This window comes from Micromonospora sp. PRAS1 (assembly GCF_059553435.1).
The window spans coordinates 18,810-38,068 of record NZ_JCANNB010000013.1; the positions used below are offsets into that span (position 1 = coordinate 18,810).

General features: G+C 71.6%; 17 protein-coding genes. 5 read left to right on the forward strand and 12 right to left on the reverse strand.

Translation table 11 applies throughout. The annotated features are described in order from the left end of the window. Positions 1-67: 67 nt before the first annotated feature. The 6 genes from AC507J_RS14425 to AC507J_RS14450 form a co-directional block, all read right to left on the reverse strand. Positions 68-1,621, reverse strand: coding sequence for a fused MFS/spermidine synthase (locus AC507J_RS14425; protein WP_496289660.1), 1,554 nt, complete (start codon positions 1,619-1,621; stop codon positions 68-70). 36 nt (positions 1,622-1,657) lie between these two features. Beyond that, a complete protein-coding gene (locus AC507J_RS14430) occupies positions 1,658-2,662 on the reverse strand; it encodes a coiled-coil domain-containing protein (protein ID WP_496289807.1) in 1,005 nt (334 codons plus the stop codon). A 192-nt stretch (positions 2,663-2,854) separates the two neighbouring features. Beyond that, complete coding sequence (locus AC507J_RS14435; protein WP_496289661.1) at positions 2,855-3,667, reverse strand: inositol monophosphatase family protein; 813 nt, start codon at positions 3,665-3,667, stop codon at positions 2,855-2,857. Beyond that, a complete protein-coding gene (locus AC507J_RS14440) occupies positions 3,660-4,112 on the reverse strand; it encodes a response regulator (RefSeq protein WP_496289662.1) in 453 nt (150 codons plus the stop codon). The genes AC507J_RS14435 and AC507J_RS14440 overlap by 8 nt, the downstream gene beginning before the upstream one ends. Continuing rightward, positions 4,109-5,902, reverse strand: coding sequence for a sensor histidine kinase (locus AC507J_RS14445; protein WP_496289663.1), 1,794 nt, complete (start codon positions 5,900-5,902; stop codon positions 4,109-4,111). Before AC507J_RS14445 ends, AC507J_RS14440 begins: the two co-directional genes overlap by 4 nt. After that, positions 5,899-7,149, reverse strand: coding sequence for a PP2C family protein-serine/threonine phosphatase (locus AC507J_RS14450; protein ID WP_496289664.1), 1,251 nt, complete (start codon positions 7,147-7,149; stop codon positions 5,899-5,901). The genes AC507J_RS14445 and AC507J_RS14450 overlap by 4 nt, the downstream gene beginning before the upstream one ends. A gap of 158 nt (positions 7,150-7,307) precedes the next feature. Between AC507J_RS14450 and AC507J_RS14455 the strand changes: the two genes are divergently transcribed. Then, complete coding sequence (locus tag AC507J_RS14455) at positions 7,308-9,707, forward strand: M28 family peptidase (RefSeq protein ID WP_496289665.1); 2,400 nt, start codon at positions 7,308-7,310, stop codon at positions 9,705-9,707. Between the two features lie 23 nt (positions 9,708-9,730). On the opposite strand, the gene AC507J_RS14460 is transcribed toward AC507J_RS14455, so the two are convergent. Continuing rightward, on the reverse strand, positions 9,731-10,219 hold the full coding sequence (locus AC507J_RS14460; RefSeq protein ID WP_496289666.1) for a hypothetical protein: 489 nt from the start codon (positions 10,217-10,219) through the stop codon (positions 9,731-9,733). Between the two features lie 409 nt (positions 10,220-10,628). Between AC507J_RS14460 and AC507J_RS14465 the strand changes: the two genes are divergently transcribed. Next, a complete protein-coding gene (locus tag AC507J_RS14465) occupies positions 10,629-12,626 on the forward strand; it encodes a tetratricopeptide repeat protein (RefSeq protein WP_496289667.1) in 1,998 nt (665 codons plus the stop codon). Here AC507J_RS14465 and AC507J_RS14470 read toward each other — a convergent pair. Together AC507J_RS14470 and AC507J_RS14475 are read right to left on the reverse strand one after the other, a co-directional pair. After that, the gene (locus AC507J_RS14470; protein WP_496289668.1) at positions 12,620-13,561 is read right to left on the reverse strand and encodes a threonine/serine dehydratase; all 942 of its coding nucleotides are present in this window, start codon (positions 13,559-13,561) and stop codon (positions 12,620-12,622) included. The genes AC507J_RS14465 and AC507J_RS14470 overlap by 7 nt on opposite strands. Before the next feature lie 14 nt (positions 13,562-13,575). Continuing rightward, positions 13,576-14,211 (reverse strand): 2OG-Fe(II) oxygenase family protein, encoded by a 636-nt coding sequence (locus AC507J_RS14475; protein ID WP_496289669.1) that lies wholly within the window; start codon positions 14,209-14,211, stop codon positions 13,576-13,578. A 434-nt stretch (positions 14,212-14,645) separates the two neighbouring features. On the opposite strand from AC507J_RS14475, the gene AC507J_RS14480 reads away from it, so the two are divergent. Continuing rightward, a complete protein-coding gene (locus tag AC507J_RS14480) occupies positions 14,646-14,825 on the forward strand; it encodes a hypothetical protein (RefSeq protein WP_496289670.1) in 180 nt (59 codons plus the stop codon). A gap of 7 nt (positions 14,826-14,832) precedes the next feature. Here AC507J_RS14480 and AC507J_RS14485 read toward each other — a convergent pair whose 3' ends face one another. From AC507J_RS14485 to AC507J_RS14495, 3 genes are all read right to left on the reverse strand, one after another. Then, complete coding sequence (locus AC507J_RS14485) at positions 14,833-15,087, reverse strand: Smr/MutS family protein (protein ID WP_013736060.1); 255 nt, start codon at positions 15,085-15,087, stop codon at positions 14,833-14,835. A gap of 121 nt (positions 15,088-15,208) precedes the next feature. Then, positions 15,209-15,577 (reverse strand): tetratricopeptide repeat protein, encoded by a 369-nt coding sequence (locus tag AC507J_RS14490; RefSeq protein ID WP_496289671.1) that lies wholly within the window; start codon positions 15,575-15,577, stop codon positions 15,209-15,211. A 101-nt stretch (positions 15,578-15,678) separates the two neighbouring features. Beyond that, positions 15,679-16,431 (reverse strand): ROK family protein, encoded by a 753-nt coding sequence (locus AC507J_RS14495; protein WP_496289672.1) that lies wholly within the window; start codon positions 16,429-16,431, stop codon positions 15,679-15,681. Positions 16,432-16,708: 277 nt separating this feature from the next. Between AC507J_RS14495 and AC507J_RS14500 the strand changes: the two genes are divergently transcribed. Together AC507J_RS14500 and AC507J_RS14505 are read left to right on the forward strand one after the other, a co-directional pair. After that, a complete protein-coding gene (locus AC507J_RS14500; RefSeq protein WP_496289673.1) occupies positions 16,709-18,346 on the forward strand; it encodes an ABC-F family ATP-binding cassette domain-containing protein in 1,638 nt (545 codons plus the stop codon). Positions 18,347-18,444: 98 nt separating this feature from the next. Then, positions 18,445-19,170 (forward strand): methyltransferase domain-containing protein, encoded by a 726-nt coding sequence (locus tag AC507J_RS14505; protein WP_496289674.1) that lies wholly within the window; start codon positions 18,445-18,447, stop codon positions 19,168-19,170. The last annotated feature ends 89 nt before the right edge of the window (positions 19,171-19,259 follow it).

A 19,259-nucleotide genomic window follows, 5' to 3' on the forward strand; every position in this document is an offset into this window, starting at 1 on the left:
GGCGTTGTTGCCCGACGTGAGGGTGGCTACACCTTTCTGGTCGGATTCGGTCAACGATGTCACCCGATCAGGCGGTGGCAAGCAGTTGGTCCACCGGCGCGTAGTCGTCGGTAAGCACCAGCGCGTCCCCGACGAACTCGTCCAACTCGGTGCCGGAGAGCAGGCTGGCCGGCTCGTTCTCGGCGTCCAGACGGACCCGCAGCGCCGCCAGCGGCAGCGGCGCGTCGGAGGCGACGATCAGGAAGTTGGCGCCCTGCTCGCCGGCCAGCGCCGCGGGCGGGGCGATCAGCGCCACGTGCCGGAACTCGGCGGCGACGGTGGCCACCTCGCTGGTGATGAAGCGCAGCGGTGGGTAGTCGATGACGTTCTGCACGTACACGCCGCCGGGCCGGGTGACCCGCCGGATCTCCGCGGCCATCTCCCGGGTGGCCAGGTGCCAGGGCACCACCAGGTGCCCGAAGGCGTCACCGACCACGAAGTCGCGGCTGTCGGTCGCCTCGGCGGCCACCAGCATCCGGGCGTCGCCCACCACCGCCCGCAGGTCCGGCCCCTGCTCCACGCCCAGCTCCCGCTCGCCCAGCTCGACCAGCCCGCCGTCGATCTCGAAGACCAGGTTGTCGGTGCCGGCCCGGGTGGCGGTCAGGTAACGGGGCACGGTGAACCCGCCGCCGCCCAGGTGCAGCGCGTCGAGCCGCTGCCCCGGCGGGGCGATCACGTCGGCCGCCGCCCCGATCCACCTGGTGTACGCGTACTCCAGGTGGGTCGGGTCGGCCAGATCGACGTACGAGTGCTGGGCCGAGTTGAGCAGCAGCGTCCGGCCGCTGGACCGGCCCGGATCCGCCTCGACCCGGGCGCAGTGGTACGCCGTCTCCACGTCGCACGGATCCGGCGCCACCACGGTCAGCCCGACCCCGACCAGGCCGAGCGCCGCCAGGGCGGCCTTGACCCGGGCCGGACCGGGCAGCGTGGCGCGGTCCTGCCGGCGCAGATAGACCCAGAGCGCGATGCCGGTGATGCCGAGCGAGGCGGCCAGCCCGAACAGGATGACGGTGCTGGGCAGGGCGGCGACCAGCACGAAGCCGGTGACCAGGGTGGCCGTGACGGCGCCGAGCGTGCCGATGCTGGAGAGCCGGCCCACCACCTGACCGGTGCGGCGCAGGTCGGCCAGCTGAAGCTTGATCACCAGCGGGCTGACCGCGGAGAGCAGCATCGCGGGCGCGAAGACGGCGACCGCGACCAGCAGCAGGATGGCGCTGGCCGCGCCGCCCCGCAGCACCTCACCGGCGTAGCGCACGGCAGGCAGGGTGATCGCGGTGGCGATGCCGGAGAGCACCAACGCCGGCGCCAGCAGGGTACGCGGATTGCGCCGGTCGGCCAGCCAGCCGCCCGCCCACGCCCCGTACGCGATCGCGGCCAGCGCGATGCCGATGACCGAGCTGGTCACCTGGAGGGTGACCCCCACATACGGCCCGACCAGCCGCAGCGCGGCGGTCTCCAGGACCAGGACGGCGCCGCTGGAGTAGAAGACCAGGAAGGCGGCGAGCCCGTTGGGCAGGGCCCGCGCTTCCTCAGGTCGAGCCGGTGCCGCTGGAGCCGACACCTCAGGCGTTGAAGAGTTCATCGTGGCGATCGTACGCAGCGACCCGGGGGTCGCGGGTCAATGCATCGAAGTGTGAACATGGTTCGTGTGATCGGCGGCCGGGCTGCCGCTGCCGCTGTACGCCCGCCAGCCCGTGCCGGGGTGCCAGATCTGCCGGTACCAGATCACGTACAGCACACCGAGCCGATCGGCGTTGCGCACGTGCCAGGCGGCCAGACTGTCCCCGTACGCCTTGTCGCCGCCGGTGGCCGTGCGGTCCTCGAAGCCGTTGGTGGCGGCCGAGAAGTCGCAGGCGCGCCCCTTGGGGTGCTCGCCCGACCCGCCGCTGCGGTAGCAGGAGACGTGCCGCTTGTAGCCGGCGGACTGGGTCTGCTTGAGCATGTGCAGCGTGCGCGGGGTGATGCAGCCGGAGGTGGTCGGATCGTTCACCGAGCACGACTCGCCCGGCCACGAACCGTCGGAGTTGCGCGCTGCCGGCGTCGCCGAGCTGGAGTTGCCGCCGCTGAACCCGCTGCTGCTGCCCGAGCTGACCGCCGCCAGGGCCGCCTCGGCCTCCTTCTTCTTCTTCGCCATCACCGCGACCTGCTTCTGCTGCTCGCGGACCTCGGCGTTGATCGCGAGCTTGGCCTGCCGGGCCTGCTCGCGCGCCTCGGTCATCTCACGCACCCGGCGGCCGTCCCGCTGGGCCATCATGTCGAGGCTGGCGGCCCGCTGCACGAACGCCTCCGGGGTGCCGCTGTCCAGCAGCGCGGCGGCGGCGCTCAGCCGGCCGACCCGGTAGGACTGGGCCGCCACCTCGCCGACCAGGGCGGTCAGCTCGACCAGCCGGCCCTCCACCTCGGCCAGCTCGGCACCGAGCTGCTGCTGCCGCTTCTTCGAGCCGTCCAGCTTCCGCTTGGCCTCGATGTGGGCCTTGGCGGTGGCCTCCAGGGCATCCCGCAGCTTCTTGCTGCCACCCTCGTTGGGCTCGGCGTACGCCGGCACGACACCGACGCCGAGCAGCAGCGCCACGGCGGCGAGCAGGGCGATCAGCGGCCGGTGCACCCGCCGCCGGATGGGCATGGACCTGCGCACGAAAGCATCCTTCCGTCGGCCGCCGGCCCCCGGTGATCACACTGCGCGGCGGCAACCTCCACCGGCGCCGGTCGGCGGCCTGCTGGCGGAAACCGCGGGCCACGATACCGGAAGCACCCCGGCAAACCAGTCCCCCGACCCCCACACCCCATCGATTGTCAACACAACGTGACAACGGCCTCACTCATCGACGAGAAGAGCCTGGTGAACCTCGGTCCAGACCTGGTCGTTGACGGCGACCAGAAGGCCGTGATCGGTGCCGGCCGGGTGGTAGTCCGTACCGTCGAACCGGCGGGCCACCCCACCCGCCGCCCGCACCAGCAGCGTGCCCGGGCCGTGGTCCCAGGGCAGGGTGCGCCAGAAGAGGACGAACTGCTGCCGACCGATGAGCAGGTCGAGGTACTCGCGACCGGCGCAGTGCTGGCCGGGCAGCAGCTCACCGACCCGAGCCCCGCCCGACTCGGCGCGGCGGCGTGCGGCCGGCGGCAGGAACCTGGTCATCGCGGCACCGCGCAGCGCGCCCACCGGCGGCACCGTCGAAGGCAGCCGCAGCGGACGACCGTCCAGGTACGCACCCTCGCCGGACCGGGCGGTGGCAAGCGTTTCGGCAAGCGGGTCGAACACCCAGGCGGCCACCGGTTCGCCGTCGGTGTACAGGGAGATCATCAGCGCGAACGGGCGGCGGCCCGCCGCGAAGTTCGCGGTGCCGTCGATCGGATCGACCAACCACACGTCGCCCGAGCCGGCCAGGTGACGCAGCAGGTCCGGATCGTCCGCCACCGCCTCCTCACCGACCACCACCGAGCCCGGCCGCAGCTGGCGCAATCCGGCGGTGATCACGTCCTCGGCCTTGCGGTCGGCGACGGTGACCAGCTCACCGGGGGCCTTCTCGGTCACGTCGGCCGCATCGAGGTGGCGAAAGGACGGCAGTACGACCCGGTCCGCGGTTTCCCGCAGCAGCCCGGCGACCTCGTCGAGCAGGGTGTCAGCCACGTGGCGGCAGCTTCACCACGCTGACGAAGAACTCGTCGATCTGGCGGACCACCGAGATGAACTGCTCGAAGTCCACCGGCTTGGTGACGTACGCGTTCGCGTGCAACTGGTAGCTGCGCAGGATGTCCTCGTCGGCCTGGGACGTGGTGAGCACCACCACCGGGATCCGGCAGAGCTCCTCGTCCTTCTTGATCTCTTCGAGCACCTCCCGACCGTCCCGGCGCGGCAGGTTCAGGTCGAGCAGGATCAGATCCGGCAGCACCACGTCCGCGTACTGGCCCTCGCGGCGCAGGTAGGCGAGTGCCTCGGTGCCGTCGGAGACCACGTTCAGCCGGTTACGCAGCTTGTGCTCCTCGAAGGCCTCCTGGGTCATCAGCACGTCGCCCGGGTCGTCCTCGACCAACAGGACCTCGATCGGACTGTTGCCGTCCGCCGGCGCGGTCATCCCACCGCCTCCTTCACGCCACCTGTGCCACCGCTGTCCGGCGTGCCACCGCCAGCGGATGCCTCGCCGCCTTCTCGACCGGCGACGGTCACCGCACCGACCGTACCCCCGCTGGTCGAGCGGTTCTCGTCGGCTACGGAGCCGGTGCCGGTCGGCGAATCGTCCGCAGGACCGTCGGCGTCCTTCCGCGTACCGTCGGTCTCGCTGGCCTGGTCGTCCGTTCCGCTGGCGGCGGTCGCGGCCTCGACATCGGCGGGCAGCGCCGGCAGGGTGAACCGGATCGCGGTGCCCTCGGGCACGTCGGTGTCCACCCAGACCCGCCCGCCGTGGTACTCCACGATCTTCTTCACGATGGCCAGCCCGATCCCCGTTCCGGGGTAGGCGTCCTTCGCGTGCAACCGCTGGAAGATCACGAAGATCTTGTCGGCGAACTCCGGCTCGATCCCGATGCCGTTGTCCTGGCAGGTGATCTCCCACTCCGTGCCGACCAACCGGGCGGAGACGTGCACCTTCGGCGGCACGTCGGGCCGGCGGAACTTGACCGAGTTGCTGACCAGGTTCACCAGCAGGTTGGTCAGCAGCGGCTCCTCGCCCCGGATCGTCGGCAGGTCGCCCCAGGTCAGCTCCGCGTCGGCGTACTGCCGGGCCGGCTCGGTCTGCTCGGCGACCTCCGCCATCAGCTGGTTCAGGTCGACGTCGGTGAAGCCGGCGGTGATCCGGCCGATCCGGGAGAAGGCGAGCAGATCGTTGATCAACCGCTGCATCCGCTGCGCCCCGTCCACCGCGAAGGCGATGTACTGGTCGGCCCGCTCGTCGAGCCGGCCGGCGTAGCGGCGTTGCAGCAGCTGGCAGAAGCTGGCCACCTTACGCAGCGGCTCCTGAAGATCGTGCGAGGCGACGTAGGCGAACTGCTCCAGGTCACGGTTGGACCGGGTCAGCTCCTCGGCCTGCTTCTGCAACTGGGAGTTGACCCACTCGATCCGCTCCCGCGCCTCGCGTACCTCGGCCAGGTCCGCCGCGATCTTCTGGCGCATCGCGTCCACGTCCTCGCCGAGGCGCTGGAACTCCGGCGGACCGGCACCGGAGATCCGGTGACCGTAGTCGCCGGTGGCGACCTCGCGGACCTGCCCGGCCAGGGTGGTCAGCGGGCGCAGCACCATCCGGTCCAGCGAGAGCAGCAACGCGATGCCGGCCAGCGCGACCACCAGACCGGCGACGACGAGCAGGACGACCAGGAGGTTCCCGGTCCGCTCGACGTTGCGGGCGGTGGCCTCCCGGGCGGTCAGGATCTCGTCCTGCAGCGCGGAGACCGAGGAACGCAGCTCGTCGAAGCGCCGCCGACTCTCGTCGGTCAGCAGCGCCTGCCCGGCGGTCGCGCCACTGGTGCCGGTGGCGTCGATCACCGGCTGGGCGATGGTGCGCCGCCACTCGTCGGCCTGCTGCTCCACCGTCCGCAGCTCCGCCTCGATGCCGGGATAGCTGCCGGACAGCTCCCGGATCTGCGCCGCGGTCGCCCGCTCCCGCGCCAGGCCCCGCTCGTAGGGGGCGAGGTCCTCGCGATCGCCGGTCACCGCGTAGCCGCGCATGCCGGTCTCCTGGTCGAGCAGCGCGCTGAGCATCTCCTCGCCCTGCACCCGCAGCGGACCGACCTTCATCAACAGCACGTCGGTGTACTCGCGGTTCTTCGTGGCGACGATCGCCTCGGACACCGCGACGCTGAACAGCAGCGCGCCGACGATGCCGAGCAGCGCCAGCACCCGACCGCGCAGCGTCCACGCCCTGAGGTTCATCGGCCACCGCCCCGGGTGACCAGCAGCATCGCCACGTCGTCGGCGAACGGGCCACCGTTGAGTTCCTCGGCCCGCCCGACCAGCCAGGCCGGCAGCTCGGGCAGCGGGACGCTCCGGCTGACCGGTTCGTCGAGCAGGCGGGTCAGGCCGGGCACGTCGAGCCGCTCGTCGCCGGCACCGATCCGGCCCTCGATCACGCCATCGGTGTACATCAGCAGGGACCAGTCATCGGTCTCGAACTCCAGATCGAAAGCGACGGGCCGGCGGGGACGTACGCCGAGCAGCAGGCCACCCGGTGCGGGCACCGGGGCCACCCGGCCATTGGCGAGCAGGACCGGCGGCGGGTGGCCGGCCAGCCGTACGGTCGCCCGGTTGGCGCTCAGGTCCAGCCGGGTGGTCGCGACCGTGGCGAAGATCTCCCGGAGCCGGCGCTCGCTCATCAGCACCTGCTCCAGCGCGGGCAGCACCTCGTCGTCCGGCACCCCGGCCAGGACCAGCGCCCGCCAGGCGACCCGCAGTTCGACGCCGAGTGCCGCCTCGTCCACGCCGTGGCCGCAGACGTCGCCGACGATCAGGTCGACCCGGTCGGGACGGGTCTGCACCACGTCGTAGAAGTCCCCACCGATGAGCGCGGCGTGCCGGCCCGGCCGGTAGAAGGTGTGCACCGCGATCTGCTCGGTGGACATCAGCGGCTGGGGCAGCAGACCGCGCTCCAGGCGAGCCGACTCGGCCTGGCGCAGCTCCACCTCACGCAGCCGGCGGGCGTTCTCGTCGGCCCGCTTGCGCTCCACCGCGTAGCGCAGCGCCCGCGTCAGCAACACGCCATCAACCTGGCCCTTGACCAGGTAGTCCTGGGCCCCCTCGGCGACCGCGACGATGCCCAGGTGCTCGTCGGAGCGGCCGGTGAGCACACAGACCGCAGCGCTGCCGGACATCTCCAGCACCTGCCGCAGACCGTCCAGCCCCTGCGCGTCGGGCAGCCCGAGGTCGAGCAGGACGCAGTCCACGCCGGCGATCCGCTGGCGGGCCTCGCTCAGGCTCGTGGCGACCAGTAGCTCGATCCCCGAGTTCGTCTCGGCCAGCAGTTCGCCGACGAGAAAGGCGTCGCCCTCGTCGTCCTCGACCAGCAGCACCCGCAGCCGCTCGCCCGGCGGCAGGTTCGGGTTACCACCCAGGCCACCCTGGGGGTACGGCCACGACACGACGGAGGGACCGGTCATACCGGTCCCCCGGTGTGGCCGGGTCACCGCCGCGACGGGCGGGAGATCGCTGCTGATGTCGGGCTCCTTCCGACTGTCCCGCTGATCCTGTATTAGACAACGTTCGCACACAACACGACGGGGTGCCCTGGCACGGCATGAGGGATGATGACCTACCCCTGGTCCCACCCCCCGAGGAGCCACCCGTGGGCGCATCCCCCAGCCCCACCACGAAGCGTGCCCTCGCGCCCGCCGACCGGGCCCTGGCCCGGCCGCGCCGACGCCCCCTCGCCGCACTGGTCGCACTTGTGGCACTCGTCGCCGTCGGCGCGGGCGTGCTGCTCGACCTGCGCCCGCCGGCACCCAGGCCGGCCGACGCGCCGGACGGGGAGTTCAGCGCTCTGCGAGCGTACGCGCACGTTCAGCAGATCGCCGGACAGGCCCACGCCGCCGGCAGCCCGGCGAACGACGCGGTCCGGGCCCACCTGGAAGCTGCGCTACGCGGGCTCGGTCTGGAGCCCGAGGTGCAGGACACCGTCGCCGAGGAGGCCGGCCAGCTCAGCGGCGCGGCCGGCGGCGCCACCCTGGCCCGGGTCCGCAACCTGGTGACCCGGGTGCCCGGCACCGACCCCACCGGCACCGTGATCCTGGTCGCGCACTACGACTCGGTGCAGAGCGGGCCGGGCGGCAACGACGACGGCGCGGGGGTGGGCACCATCCTGGAGGTGGCCCGGGCGCTGACCGACGGTCCCCGCCTCCGCAACGACGTCGTACTGCTCCTCACCGACGCCGAGGAGGCCTGCCTCTGCGGCGCGTCGGCCTTCGCCACGGACCATCCGCTGGCCGCCGGCACCGGCGTGGTGCTCAACCTGGAGGCGCGGGGTCGTACCGGGCCGGTGATCATGTTCGAGACGTCGCCGGAGAACGCGACCCTTGTCGACGTCTTCGGCCGGGCCGCGCCGCACCCGGTGGGCACCTCGTTCGCGGTGGAGGTCTACCGCGCGCTGCCCAACGACACCGATTTCACCGCCTTCCTGGACGCCGGGTTCGTCGGGCTCAACTCGGCGTACCTCGACGGTGGGGCGATCTACCACACCCCGCTGGACACCCCGGAGTCGATGGACCGGGCCAGCCTCCAGCACCACGGGGAGAACGCGCTGGGCCTGGTACGCGAGTTCGGCCGGATCGAGCTGGACAACCTGCGCGCCGGGCACGACGCCACCTACTTCCCGGTCCCCGGTGGCCTGGCCCGCTACCCCGGCCCGCTGGTGCTGCCGTTGGCGCTGCTGGCGCTGGCCGGTGTGGTCCTGCTCGGCTGGTTGACGTGGCGTCGAGGTCGGGCGAGCGCCGGCCGGCTGGTCACCGGCTTCGCGTTGACCCTGGTGCCGATCGTGCTGGCGCCGCTCGGCGCGCAGTTGCTCTGGTGGGTGATCACCGCCGTCCGGCCGGGCTACGCGGAACTGCTCGACCCGTACCGGCCCGCCTGGTACCGGCTGGCCGTGCTGGCGATCGCCGCCGCAGTGCTGTTCACCTGGTATGCGCTTACCCGCCGGCGGGTCGGTCCGGCGGCGCTGGCCATCGGGGGGCTGGGCTGGCTCGCGCTGCTCGGCGTACTGCTGGCGGTCCTGATGCCCGGCGGGGCGTACCTGGCGACCCTGCCTGCGCTGGCCGGTGCGCTGGCCGGGCTGGCGGCGCTGGCCGGCCGCCTCGACGGCCCGGTGCCGGTGATCGCGGTGACCGCCGCCGCCGCGGTGGCGGTGGTCGTGTTGCTGCCGACCGTGGTGCTGCTCTTCCCGGCGCTGGGCATGGCGATGGGCGGCGTCGCGGCGCTCTTCGCGGTGCTGCTCGGCCTGGCCGCGCTGCCGGTGGTCGACCTGCTGCACCCGCAGGCCGGCGGCCAGCGGGGCATGCTCGCGCTGCGGGCCCGCCGGCTCGGCGCGCTGCCGGCCGGCGCCGCCGCGCTGGCGGCGGTGGTCTGCGCCGGGGTCGGCCTCGCCGTCGACCGGTTCGACGCCGCGCATCCCGTGCCCACCCACCTGATGTACGCGCTGGACGCCGGCACCGGCCAGGCCCGCTGGCTCAGCCGCGAGTCCGCGCCACAGCCCTGGACCGACGGGTACGTGGACGGGCCGGTCTCCGTCGCCGACGAGTTCCCCGGCATCGGCCCCACCAACCTGCTCGGCGGCCCGGCGCCCGCCGCCGACCTGCCCGCGCCCCGGCTGGACGTGCTGGCCGACACCAGCACGTCCGGCGAGCGCACCCTGCGGCTCCGGCTCACCCCGCAACGGCAGGCACGCCTGGTCACCCTGCACGTCGACACGTCCACCGCGACGGTACGCGGCGCTCAGGTGGCCGGTCGGTCGGTGCCGATCGAGGAGCGCTCCGGCCAGTGGGGCTTCGGCGTGGTCTTCCACGCCCCGCCACCCGAGGGAGTCGAGATCACCCTGACCGTCGAGCCGAGGGCGGAGCGGATCGCGCTACGCGCGATGGACGCCAGCGACGGCCTGGCCGACCTGCCCGGCTTCCGCCCCCGCCCACCCGACGTCGGCATCGCCGGCTCGCACACCTCCGAAATGCTCGCCGTCGCCCGCACCTACCTGCACTGACGCGTACCGGCGACAGTTCCCGGTCAGGGCACCTCCTGGGGTTGGTTGGCGCCGTCGCGTCGCCAGCGGTTGCCGGCGTGGTCCGTGAAGGTCAACTCGGCGATCACCTGATCGACCGTGTCCAGGCGGTGCTCCGCACCGAAGTCCATGAACAGTTCGACACTTTTCCCGCCGGAGATCCTTGGCACGAATCTGGCCGGGCCGGGAACCGAGGCATCCGGTTCTCCGGAGGCATCAGCTATCAATCGGGGCACTACGGTCACATCCAGCACCGGTGCGTCGCTTTCGTTGGAAATGAGCACCCGCAGAATGGAACTTCCACGCTTCTCGATGACCGCCGAGACCAGCCGGGCATGGCTCGCTCGGGCCCTTAGCTCGTCGGCCCGACGCGCCCGGATCTCGCGACGCAGACCCACGTAGACGAAGAGCACGCTCGCCACCGAACCGACGGCACCGAGCCAATCCGGGAAGGTGCCCCAATCGATGACGTCGGGAAAATCGAACCACTCCATGACGGCATGGTCGGCGACGGGGGCAAGTTCGATCATTCCACGTTAGGGCAATTCTTCTAAATGGGAATCCCGCACGCTGGCGAACGGCTGGGACGGATTGGGCAATTCCAGATCGGGTCGATATCCTGAGCAGCGAGGTGGGTCCCGTCGCCGGGACCGCACCGCAGTCGATATCCCGTCAGCCGCCGCCCCTCTCCTGGCGAATTCGACATCGAAGGGGGACCCATTGCCTGCGGCAATGCCGCCTGCGGAACCGTCCGCCACAGAGCGCACCCCTTTGTACGACCGACCAAGCCGGGTATCTGTCGACCCGCCGTTCGGCCGGATCGACAGCCCCCTGCACGGCCGGCAGGATCTGATTGACGCGATAATGGCCCCTGCTCCCAACGCCGTGCACGTTTTGTGTGGCATGGGCGGGTCAGGCAAGAGCCATCTGGCGCTGGAGATCGCCGACCGAATGAAGCGGGCGGGCCGCACTGTCTGGTGGGTCCAGGCCACCCGCCTCAACTCAGGCATGCGTGAGGTCGTCAGCCGGCTGGGCGCCTCCGAAAGCCAGGTCGGTCAGGCATGGGCCGGTCTGATCAGCGCCACCGACCTGGTCTGGCGCTTTCTCAACGAGACCGAGCAACCCTGGCTGCTCGTCTTCGACGGAGTCGACGAGCCGGTGAGCCTCGCGCCTAGCGGCGGCGCGCTCGCCGACGGCACCGGTTGGCTGCGCCGACCCGAGACCGACCACGGCACCGTCCTGGTCACCACCCGCGACGGTAATCGCAGCACCTGGGGCAACTGGTCGACACTGCATCCGGTCCGGCCACTGGAGGTGCGATCGGCGGCGCAGGTGCTGGTGGACCGGGCCGGCCCGGAGGCCGGCAGCTTCGCCGACGCCATGGAGCTGGCCGCGGACCTGGGCGGTCTGCCACTCGCGCTACGCGCCGCCGGCACCCTGCTGCGCGCGGTCAACACCGGCCCGGTCTTCCACGGTTCCACCGCCGTCACCACGTTCGCCGGCTACCGAGCGGCCCTGCGGCGGCACGTCGCCACGCCGCTCGGCCGCACCGGCGGCGACCTTGACGAGTCGCTCGGGCTGGAACTCGTCCGCGAGGTCAACGACCTGTCGCTGGACCTCCTGGCCCGTCGCGGGCTGTCCCAGTGCCGGCCATTGCTGGGGGTGCTGGCCAGCCTCGACGCCTCACCTCTGCCCTACCATGCCGTGCTGAAGCCAGCCGTGCTCACCGCATCGCCGCTCTTCCGTGGGCTCAGCGTCCAACAGCGCGGCAAGCTGCTGGAGGGCCTCGGCGACCTGGCCCTGGTCGACTTCGACGTCCGTCCGGGCGTGCCGGACCCCGCCTTCGCCCGGGTGCTCTCCCTGCATCCGCTGGTGCACGCAACCTCCCGCGACCACCTGAACACCCCCGCCGACGCCGGCGAGTACCACCGCCTGATCATGCAATTGCTGCTGGCTGCCACCAACGGCCAGGACCCCGACGACAACACCGCCTGGCCCAACTGGGACGTCCTGATACCCCATGTGGTCGCCGCGGTTCGCGAATATCTGCGCCCACGGGAACAGAAGCACGACCGCGAGGTGGTCCGCGCCGCACTGGAGCTGACCCGGCTCAGCGCCCGCTACCTGATCGCGGTAGGACTCCCCGGGTCGGCCTTCGACATCCTGGATCCGATCGTGCGCAACTGTGCGGCGTACGACCAGGAGGAAGCCCGTCCCGAGATCCTGGCGCTGCGCCACGAACTGGGCCGGACGTGGCTCGACCGAGACCAGCCCGAGATGGCCGAGCGGGTGCTGCGGGTGGTCATCGCCGACCGCACCCGGGTACTCGGTCCGGACGATCCCAACACCCTGGCCAGCCGGCACAAGTTGTCCCGAGCGATCATGGCGCAGCGCCGCTGGCCCGAGGCCGAGGCCGAGCTGCGGCAGATCGTGACGGCGGAGGATCAGGTACGCGGCCCCGAGCACTCCGACACCATGGTGGTCCGGCACAGCCTGGCCAGTACGGTCTTCTCCCAGGGCCGGGCCGCGGAGGCAGAGCCGATGCTGCGCACGATTCTGGAGATCCGTTACCGGAACTGGCCGCGCAACCATCCCGAGACCTGGATCGCCCGGCACACCCTCGCGCGCTGCCAACAGGAGCAGGGCCGGTACGAGGAGGCAGCACGGGAGCTACGCGACACCCTGGCGACGGTGGAGACCCAGCATGCCGACCGCAGCGAGGTGCTGGACATCCGAGTGGACCTGGCCGCCCTGACCCTGCTGCAGGGTGAGGTCGACCAGGCGTTGCAGGCCTACGAGGGACTACTCGCCGATCTGCGCCGACTGTTCGGGGACACCCATGTCAAGACCGTTCAGGTGCGGCAGGTGCTGGAGAATCTGCGGGCCGCCGACGCTCACTGACCGCTCGGCGGGACCAGATCACTCGGATCGGTGTTGCCGCCGCAGATCACCACGACCACCCGTTCCCCCGATTGCGGCACGTACGCTCCGGACAGCAGCGCGGCGAGCGCGGTGGCACCGCCGAACTCGGCGGCGACCCGCAGCTCCGACCAGAGCAGCTGCCGAGCGCGGACCAGATCGTCATCGCCGACCAGGACGGACTGCACGCCGGTCCGGGTGGCCGCCGCGAAGGCCAGCTCACCGATGCGGCGCGCGCCCAACGAGTCGGTGGCGATCCCGCCGACCTCGATATCCACCGGCCGCCCGGCGGCCAGGGCAGCATGCATGGTGGGCACCCCGTCCGGCTCGACCGCGACGACCCGCACCCCACCGTCGAACCAGGTGGCGATGCCGCCGATCAGACCCCCACCGCCAACCGCCACCAGGACCGTGTCGATCCGGTCGAGTTGTCGCTCCAACTCCCGGCCGAGGGTGCCCTGACCCGCCACCACCTCCGGCTGGTCGTACGCGTGCACGACGAGCGCGCCGGTCTCCGCAGCCCGGCGGGAACTGGCCTCCAGCGCCTCGGCGTAGTGTCCGCCCACCTGCCGTACCTGGGCGCCCAACCCCACCAGCCGCTGCACCTTGACGGGCGAGGCGGTGACCGGCACGAATATCTCGGCGGGCACGCCGAGTTCCCGCGCCGCGTACGCGACCGCGAGCCCATGGTTACCGCCGGAGGCCGCCAGGACACCGGCTGCGGGGAGGGCGCCCTGAAGCAATCGGTTGAACGCTCCGCGCGGTTTGAAGGACGCCGTGTGCTGGTGCAACTCCAGCTTCAGGGTCACCTCGCCGGTCAGTCCCAGATCTCGACCACGGACGGAGAGCACCGGGGTCTGCCGCACCCGGTCCGCGACAAGTTTCCCGGCCGCCTCGACGTCGTTCCTGTCCACCATCTCTGCCGACTCCCTCAGGACCAGAGGATCATGCTGTCGTCGCTACCAAGGCCGACGAAGCAGCCGATCGACACCCGCCGGCCACCGGCCGCCGGCCGGACGGTGTGATAGTTGCGCGGGTCGAACAAGAGCGCCTCGCTCACTGCAGGACGCACCACGACCTTGGCGGCTCCGGCGGTCACCGATTCGTCGTAGCCGTAGCCGCCTGGGATGGCCGCGATCTCGTCGCCGGGCCGCCATCGTCGTCGCCAGACCACCGTCTCGCCGCCGCCCGGCGGCACGTCGAGATAGACGTTGAAGGCGAACTGTGCGGCCAGGGGCGTCTCGATCAACTGGTCACGGTACTCCCGGACCACGTCATCGACGTGCACCTGAAGCCCCTGGTTGATCTCCCGCACGATCCCGACGTGGAGTTCCTCGAACGCTCGACGGGCCGGTCGGACCTGCGGAAAGGCCCGCCGGAACGCGGCCAGGCAGACCTCCCGGGGGTTGACCGCCACGTCAAGGCGGGACCATGCCTTCTCCGCCGCCCGGGCCGCCTCCCAGTACGCCGGGTCGAGCATGCCGTCACGCCGATGGTCGTTGACGGCAGGCCCGAACTTGGCAACGCGGGGAAACACCCGTGCCTCGTCGTAGTGATCCATCGGCACCGCCGCCAGGCTCCGAGTAGGGCCAGGCAGTCCTCGGGTGACAACAGCCCAGGTACGCGAACCGCCGCCAACCCGCCCGTGGCGAGATCGGCGATTTCTGCTCGACCGATAAGACCCGCAACGCGAATGCCGAATGACGGGTCGCATTGATCCGTCTCACCCACGGCGGCCCCTCGATCAGAAACGTAGCTCACATCCGGAGCGGTGGATGGATGCCGACACCGAGCAATGTACCGAGGCTTGTCGGCGAACGCCATCGTGGCACCGCCAAGTCGCCGCAAGTGCACGATCTTGAACAGTTTGCGGGCCAAGAGTGGCAATGGGCGATACCATCGCCAGACGTGACAGGTCCACGATCGCCTGGCGATCACGAAAGGGGTCGCAACCGCGACGAGCGGGATGAGGCGTCAGGGCGTACCGACAAGGAGTGCGACATGACCGGCGGCACCACGAACGTCGAGGCTTCCGTCGACCGGCTCGAACTGGCACGGCGGATAGCCCAGGAAATGCTCGCGACCGATCGTCACGCGCTCGACGTCGCACTCCGGCGCCCCCAGTGCTGGTCCCGGCGCACGGCCGGACACGGCACCGGCGGCACGTCCCACGAACAGTGACGACTTCTCACTTCCAGCGGAAGTGAACGAAGAGTCGGCCGAAATTCTTGGAATCCTTCTCGACCCGGTGGTACAGCTGTTTGACGTCCTTCTGGTCCAGGAAGCGCAGGACGCGCTTCTTGAGCTGGCCGGAGCCCTTGCCGGGGATGATCTCGACGAGGGTGGCCTTCTTCGCCACCGCCTCGTCCATGATCCCGCGCAGCGCCCGGTCGATGTCGTGGCCCTTGTTGAAGATGTCGTGCAGGTCCAGCTTCAGCTTCATGCCACGTCCACCGTCCGGTCGGCTGCCATGCGGCAATGGTAGGCACCTGGGTCGCCGCCCTCCGAGGACGACGCAGGGGGCAGCCCTGCGGGCTGCCCCCTGCGGCTCCGTGTGGTGCGGCTCAGCGGCCGCCGCCGACGCGGGTCTCGACCCGGCGCAGGGCGGTCGTGTAGTCGTTGTTGGTGGCGTGCATCGCCGCCGCGATGCGCAGGTGCCGCAGGGCGTCACCATGCCGGTTCAGCCGCTCCAGCGTCCGGCCCAGCACGTGGTGGGCGTAGTGGTCGCTGGGGTTGCGGTCGACCAGCTCCCGCAACTGCTCCTCGGCCCGGCTGAGCTGAGCCGACTGAAAGTACGCGCGAGCCAGCAGCTGCCGTACGGCGGCGTTGTCGGGCTCGGCCTCGATGATCGGTTCGAGCAGTCGGGCCGCGCTGCTCGGGTCACCGGACTCGAAGAACAGAGTCGCCCGCCGGTACTCGGCCAGAAGATCCATTCCGCCCACCCCCTCCGTATCGCACCACTGAACCGACGCTGGCACAACACCGGCGGTACCGCGACTGTTCCCGGCTGCTTCTCCGGCCCTGACGCCCCCGCCTACACGGCGGCGAGGTCCCAGGCGCGGACGCCACCGACGATGCCGGCGCTGTTGGGCACCACCACGACGTCGTCGCCCATCCGGGCGAGCTGCTCGGGACGGACCAGTCGGGAGTTCCCGCCACCCAGGTAGAGCCGGTCCCAGCGGAAGACCGGCCGCAGCCCGTCGACCACCTGCCGGATCCGCCGGGACCAGAACGCGTCGCCCAGCCGGCGGCGCTCCGGCTCGCCGACGTACGTGTCGTAGGTGGTACCCCAGCGGACCGGGGCGTGCGACAGCTCCAGGTGCGGGGCGAGCACGCCGCCGTCGAAGAGCGCGCTGCCCAGCCCGGTGCCCAGGGTCAACACCAGCTCGCAGCCGGTGCCCGCGACCACCCCGGCACCGTGCACCTCGGCATCGTTGAGCACCAGCGTGGGCAGCCCGAACGCCATGGCGAGGGCACTGCGGGCGTCGTAGCCCGACCACTGGGCGAGCAGCCCCGGGTCCACCCGGCTACGGGGGCCGGAGCGGGTCACGTAGTGCGGGGTGGCGACCACCACGCCGTGCCGGATCATGCCCGGCATCCCCACCGTCACCCGGTCCGCCGTCGGCAACCGACCACCGAGCTCCACCAGGGTCTTCACGAACAGCTCCGGCGGCAGCGGGTACGGCGTGGGCACCCGCAGCGGTTGGGCCCGCATGGTGCCCGCCCCGTCGAGGACCGACGCCTTGATTCCGCCGCCCCCGCAGTCGATCGCCAGAGTGGTCTGCACGACGGTGAGTCTGCCTCGTGATCCCTCCGCAGGCACGGCGGGCCACCGCAACCACTCCGACAGGTGCGACTCCACCTGCCGGCGGCGCAGGTCCCGGTGGACGGCGCAGGTCCCGGTGGACGGCGCAGGTCCCGGTGGACGGCGCAGGCCCCGGTGGACGGCGCAGGCCCCGGTGGACGGCGCAGGCCCCGGTGGACGGCGCAGGCCCCGGCGGGCGGCTCCGCGCGGCGGTTAACCGGCGGCCCGCGAGCGCGGCGACGGGTAGGCTCGCCTGCTTGTGAGCGCCACGTTGATCGCCAAGAACCTCGCCGCGGGGCACGGTGACCGGAGCCTGTTCACCGGGCTGGACCTGGTGGTCGCGCCCGGCGACGTGGTCGGCCTGGTCGGGCCGAACGGGGCGGGCAAGTCGACGCTGCTGCGTACCCTCGCCGGGTTGCTCCCGGTCGAGACCGGCAGTGTCACGGTGAGCCCGCCCACCGCGAGCGTCGGGCACCTGCCGCAGGAGCCGGAGCGGCGCCCCGGCGAGACGATCCGGGCCTTCCTGCACCGGCGGACCGGGGTGGCCGAGGCGCAGGCCGCCCTGGACGCTGCGACCGAGGCCCTGACCGCCGGGATGACCGGCGCGGAGGACGCCTACTCCGGTGCCCTGGAGAGCTGGCTCGATCTGGGCGGAGCCGATCTCGACGAGCGGGCCGCGGAGGTGGCCGCCGAGTTGGGCCTCGCCGTCGACCTCGACCAGGAGATGACCGCGCTCTCCGGTGGTCAGGCCGCCCGCGCCGGACTGGCCTCCCTGCTGCTCAGCCGGTACGACATCTTCCTGCTCGACGAGCCCACCAACGACCTGGACCTGGCCGGTCTGGACCGGCTCGAACGCTTCGTCACCGGACTGCGCGCCGGCACCGTACTGGTCAGCCACGACCGGGAGTTCCTGGCCCGCACGGTGACCGGGGTGCTGGAACTGGACCTGCACCAGCAGCAGGTCAACCACTTCGGTGGGGGCTACGGCGCGTACCTGGAGGAACGGGAGGTGGCCCGCCGCCAGGCACGCGCCGAGTTCGAGGAGTACGCCGAGACGAAGTCCGGTCTGGAAGCTCGCGCCCGGACCCAGCGCGCCTGGATGGAGAAGGGGGTCCGCAACGCCCGCCGCAAGGCGACCGACAACGACAAGATCGGCCGCAAGTTCCGCGCCGAGGCGACCGAGAAGCAGGCCGCGAAGGCCCGCCAGACCGAACGGCTGATCGAGCGGCTGGAGGTCGTCGAGGAGCCACGCAAGGAGTGGGAGCTGCGAATGGAGATCGGTGCCGCGCCCCGCGCCGGCGCCGTCGTGGCCACCCTCCGCGACGCCGTGGTACGCCGAGGCGACTTCACCCTCGGGCCGGTCAACTTCCAGCTCGACTGGGCGGATCGGGTGGCGGTGACCGGGGCGAACGGGTCCGGCAAGTCGACCCTGCTGGCCGCCCTGCTCGGCCGGCTGCCGCTGGACGCGGGTCAGGCCACGCTCGGCGCCGCGGTGGTGGTCGGCGAGGTGGACCAGGCCCGGGGGCACTTTCTCGGTGACGTGCCGCTGCTCGACGCCTTCCGGGCCGCCGTACCGGAGCTGTCGCCCGCGGACGCGCGGACGCTGCTGGCCAAGTTCAACCTGCGGGCTCAGCACGTGCTGCGGCCGGCGGCGACGCTCTCGCCCGGCGAGCGGACCCGGGCCGCGCTGGCGCTGTTGCAGGGGCGCGGGGTGAACCTGCTGGTGCTGGACGAGCCGACCAACCACCTCGACCTGCCGGCCATCGAGCAGTTGGAGTCAGCGCTGGCCAGCTACCCGGGCACGCTGCTGCTGGTGACCCACGACCGGCGGATGCTCGACGCGGTACACGTAAACCGCCGGCTGCGGGTGGCGGCCGGGCGGATCACCGAGTGTTAATAAGGGGCCCTTCCTCTACCCCAGGCGTTAATAAGGTGCCCTTCCTTGCCCGCATAGCGGGCGCTGATTCGGGTAACGGCGGGCCGGAGGTGGCCGGTATGGTCGGGTTTGCAGCTACTCCGTCCTCCGCCGAGCGACTGCGGGCGGTGGACGGGTTCCTCGCTGAGGCGTGGACGGACCAGGTTCGTCACGACGACCGGCTGCGCCCGCTGGCGGTCGAGGTCAGGTTCGACCGGGGCGTCGCCCACCTGACCGGCGAGGTCGACGAGCCGGGGCAGTTGCGGCTGGTCCGCGAGCACCTGGGGCGGTTGGCGGGCGTCTTCGGGGTCTGGTGCCGGGTGCGGGTCGGCGGGCGGGACCCGGTGGTGGTCGACCTGGGTTGCGGCGCCACCAAGCAGTGGCCGGGCAACCTCGGGCTGGACATCTTCCCGGCGCCGGGCGTGGACGCGGTGGCCGACCTCTCCGGTTCCCTGCCGCTCGCCGACGACTCGGTGGACGTGCTGTTCGCGGTGCACATCCTGGAGCACCTGATCGACTTCCTGCCACTGCTCGACGAGTGCCACCGGGTGCTTCGGCCCGGCGGCGTACTGCACGTGATGAGCCCCTGGTGGGGGCATGTCAACGCGGTGGCCGACCCGACCCATGTCCGGCTGCTTGACGTGCAGACCATCAAGGGCGTCTGTGTGATGCGTCCGCCTGGCACGCCGCGCTGGTATCCGCTGCACGCCGGCAGCGACGGCGCGTCGATCTTCGCCGACCTCACTCCCCTCGGCCCGGACGACGCCGCCCCCTCCCCCACCCACCTAGCCCGCTTCTTCGCCTGACCCGGTGTAAGGAAGGGCCCCTTGTTAACGCCTAGCGTTGTACAGGGGCCCCTTCTTAACTCCTGGACCTGATGCGTCCAGGGGTTTTC

Coding starts and splice junctions, on each gene's coding strand:
- AC507J_RS14430 (WP_496289807.1), bottom strand. CDS start 2,662: ATGCCCATCCGGCGGCGGGTGCACCGGCCGCTGATCGCCCTGCTCGCC.
- AC507J_RS14470 (WP_496289668.1), bottom strand. CDS start 13,561: ATGGTGGACAGGAACGACGTCGAGGCGGCCGGGAAACTTGTCGCGGAC.
- AC507J_RS14505 (WP_496289674.1), top strand. CDS start 18,445: ATGGTCGGGTTTGCAGCTACTCCGTCCTCCGCCGAGCGACTGCGGGCG.
- AC507J_RS14460 (WP_496289666.1), bottom strand. CDS start 10,219: ATGGAGTGGTTCGATTTTCCCGACGTCATCGATTGGGGCACCTTCCCG.
- AC507J_RS14485 (WP_013736060.1), bottom strand. CDS start 15,087: ATGAAGCTGAAGCTGGACCTGCACGACATCTTCAACAAGGGCCACGAC.
- AC507J_RS14445 (WP_496289663.1), bottom strand. CDS start 5,902: ATGAACCTCAGGGCGTGGACGCTGCGCGGTCGGGTGCTGGCGCTGCTC.
- AC507J_RS14465 (WP_496289667.1), top strand. CDS start 10,629: ATGGGCGGGTCAGGCAAGAGCCATCTGGCGCTGGAGATCGCCGACCGA.
- AC507J_RS14490 (WP_496289671.1), bottom strand. CDS start 15,577: ATGGATCTTCTGGCCGAGTACCGGCGGGCGACTCTGTTCTTCGAGTCC.
- AC507J_RS14480 (WP_496289670.1), top strand. CDS start 14,646: ATGACCGGCGGCACCACGAACGTCGAGGCTTCCGTCGACCGGCTCGAA.
- AC507J_RS14425 (WP_496289660.1), bottom strand. CDS start 1,621: ATGAACTCTTCAACGCCTGAGGTGTCGGCTCCAGCGGCACCGGCTCGA.
- AC507J_RS14440 (WP_496289662.1), bottom strand. CDS start 4,112: ATGACCGCGCCGGCGGACGGCAACAGTCCGATCGAGGTCCTGTTGGTC.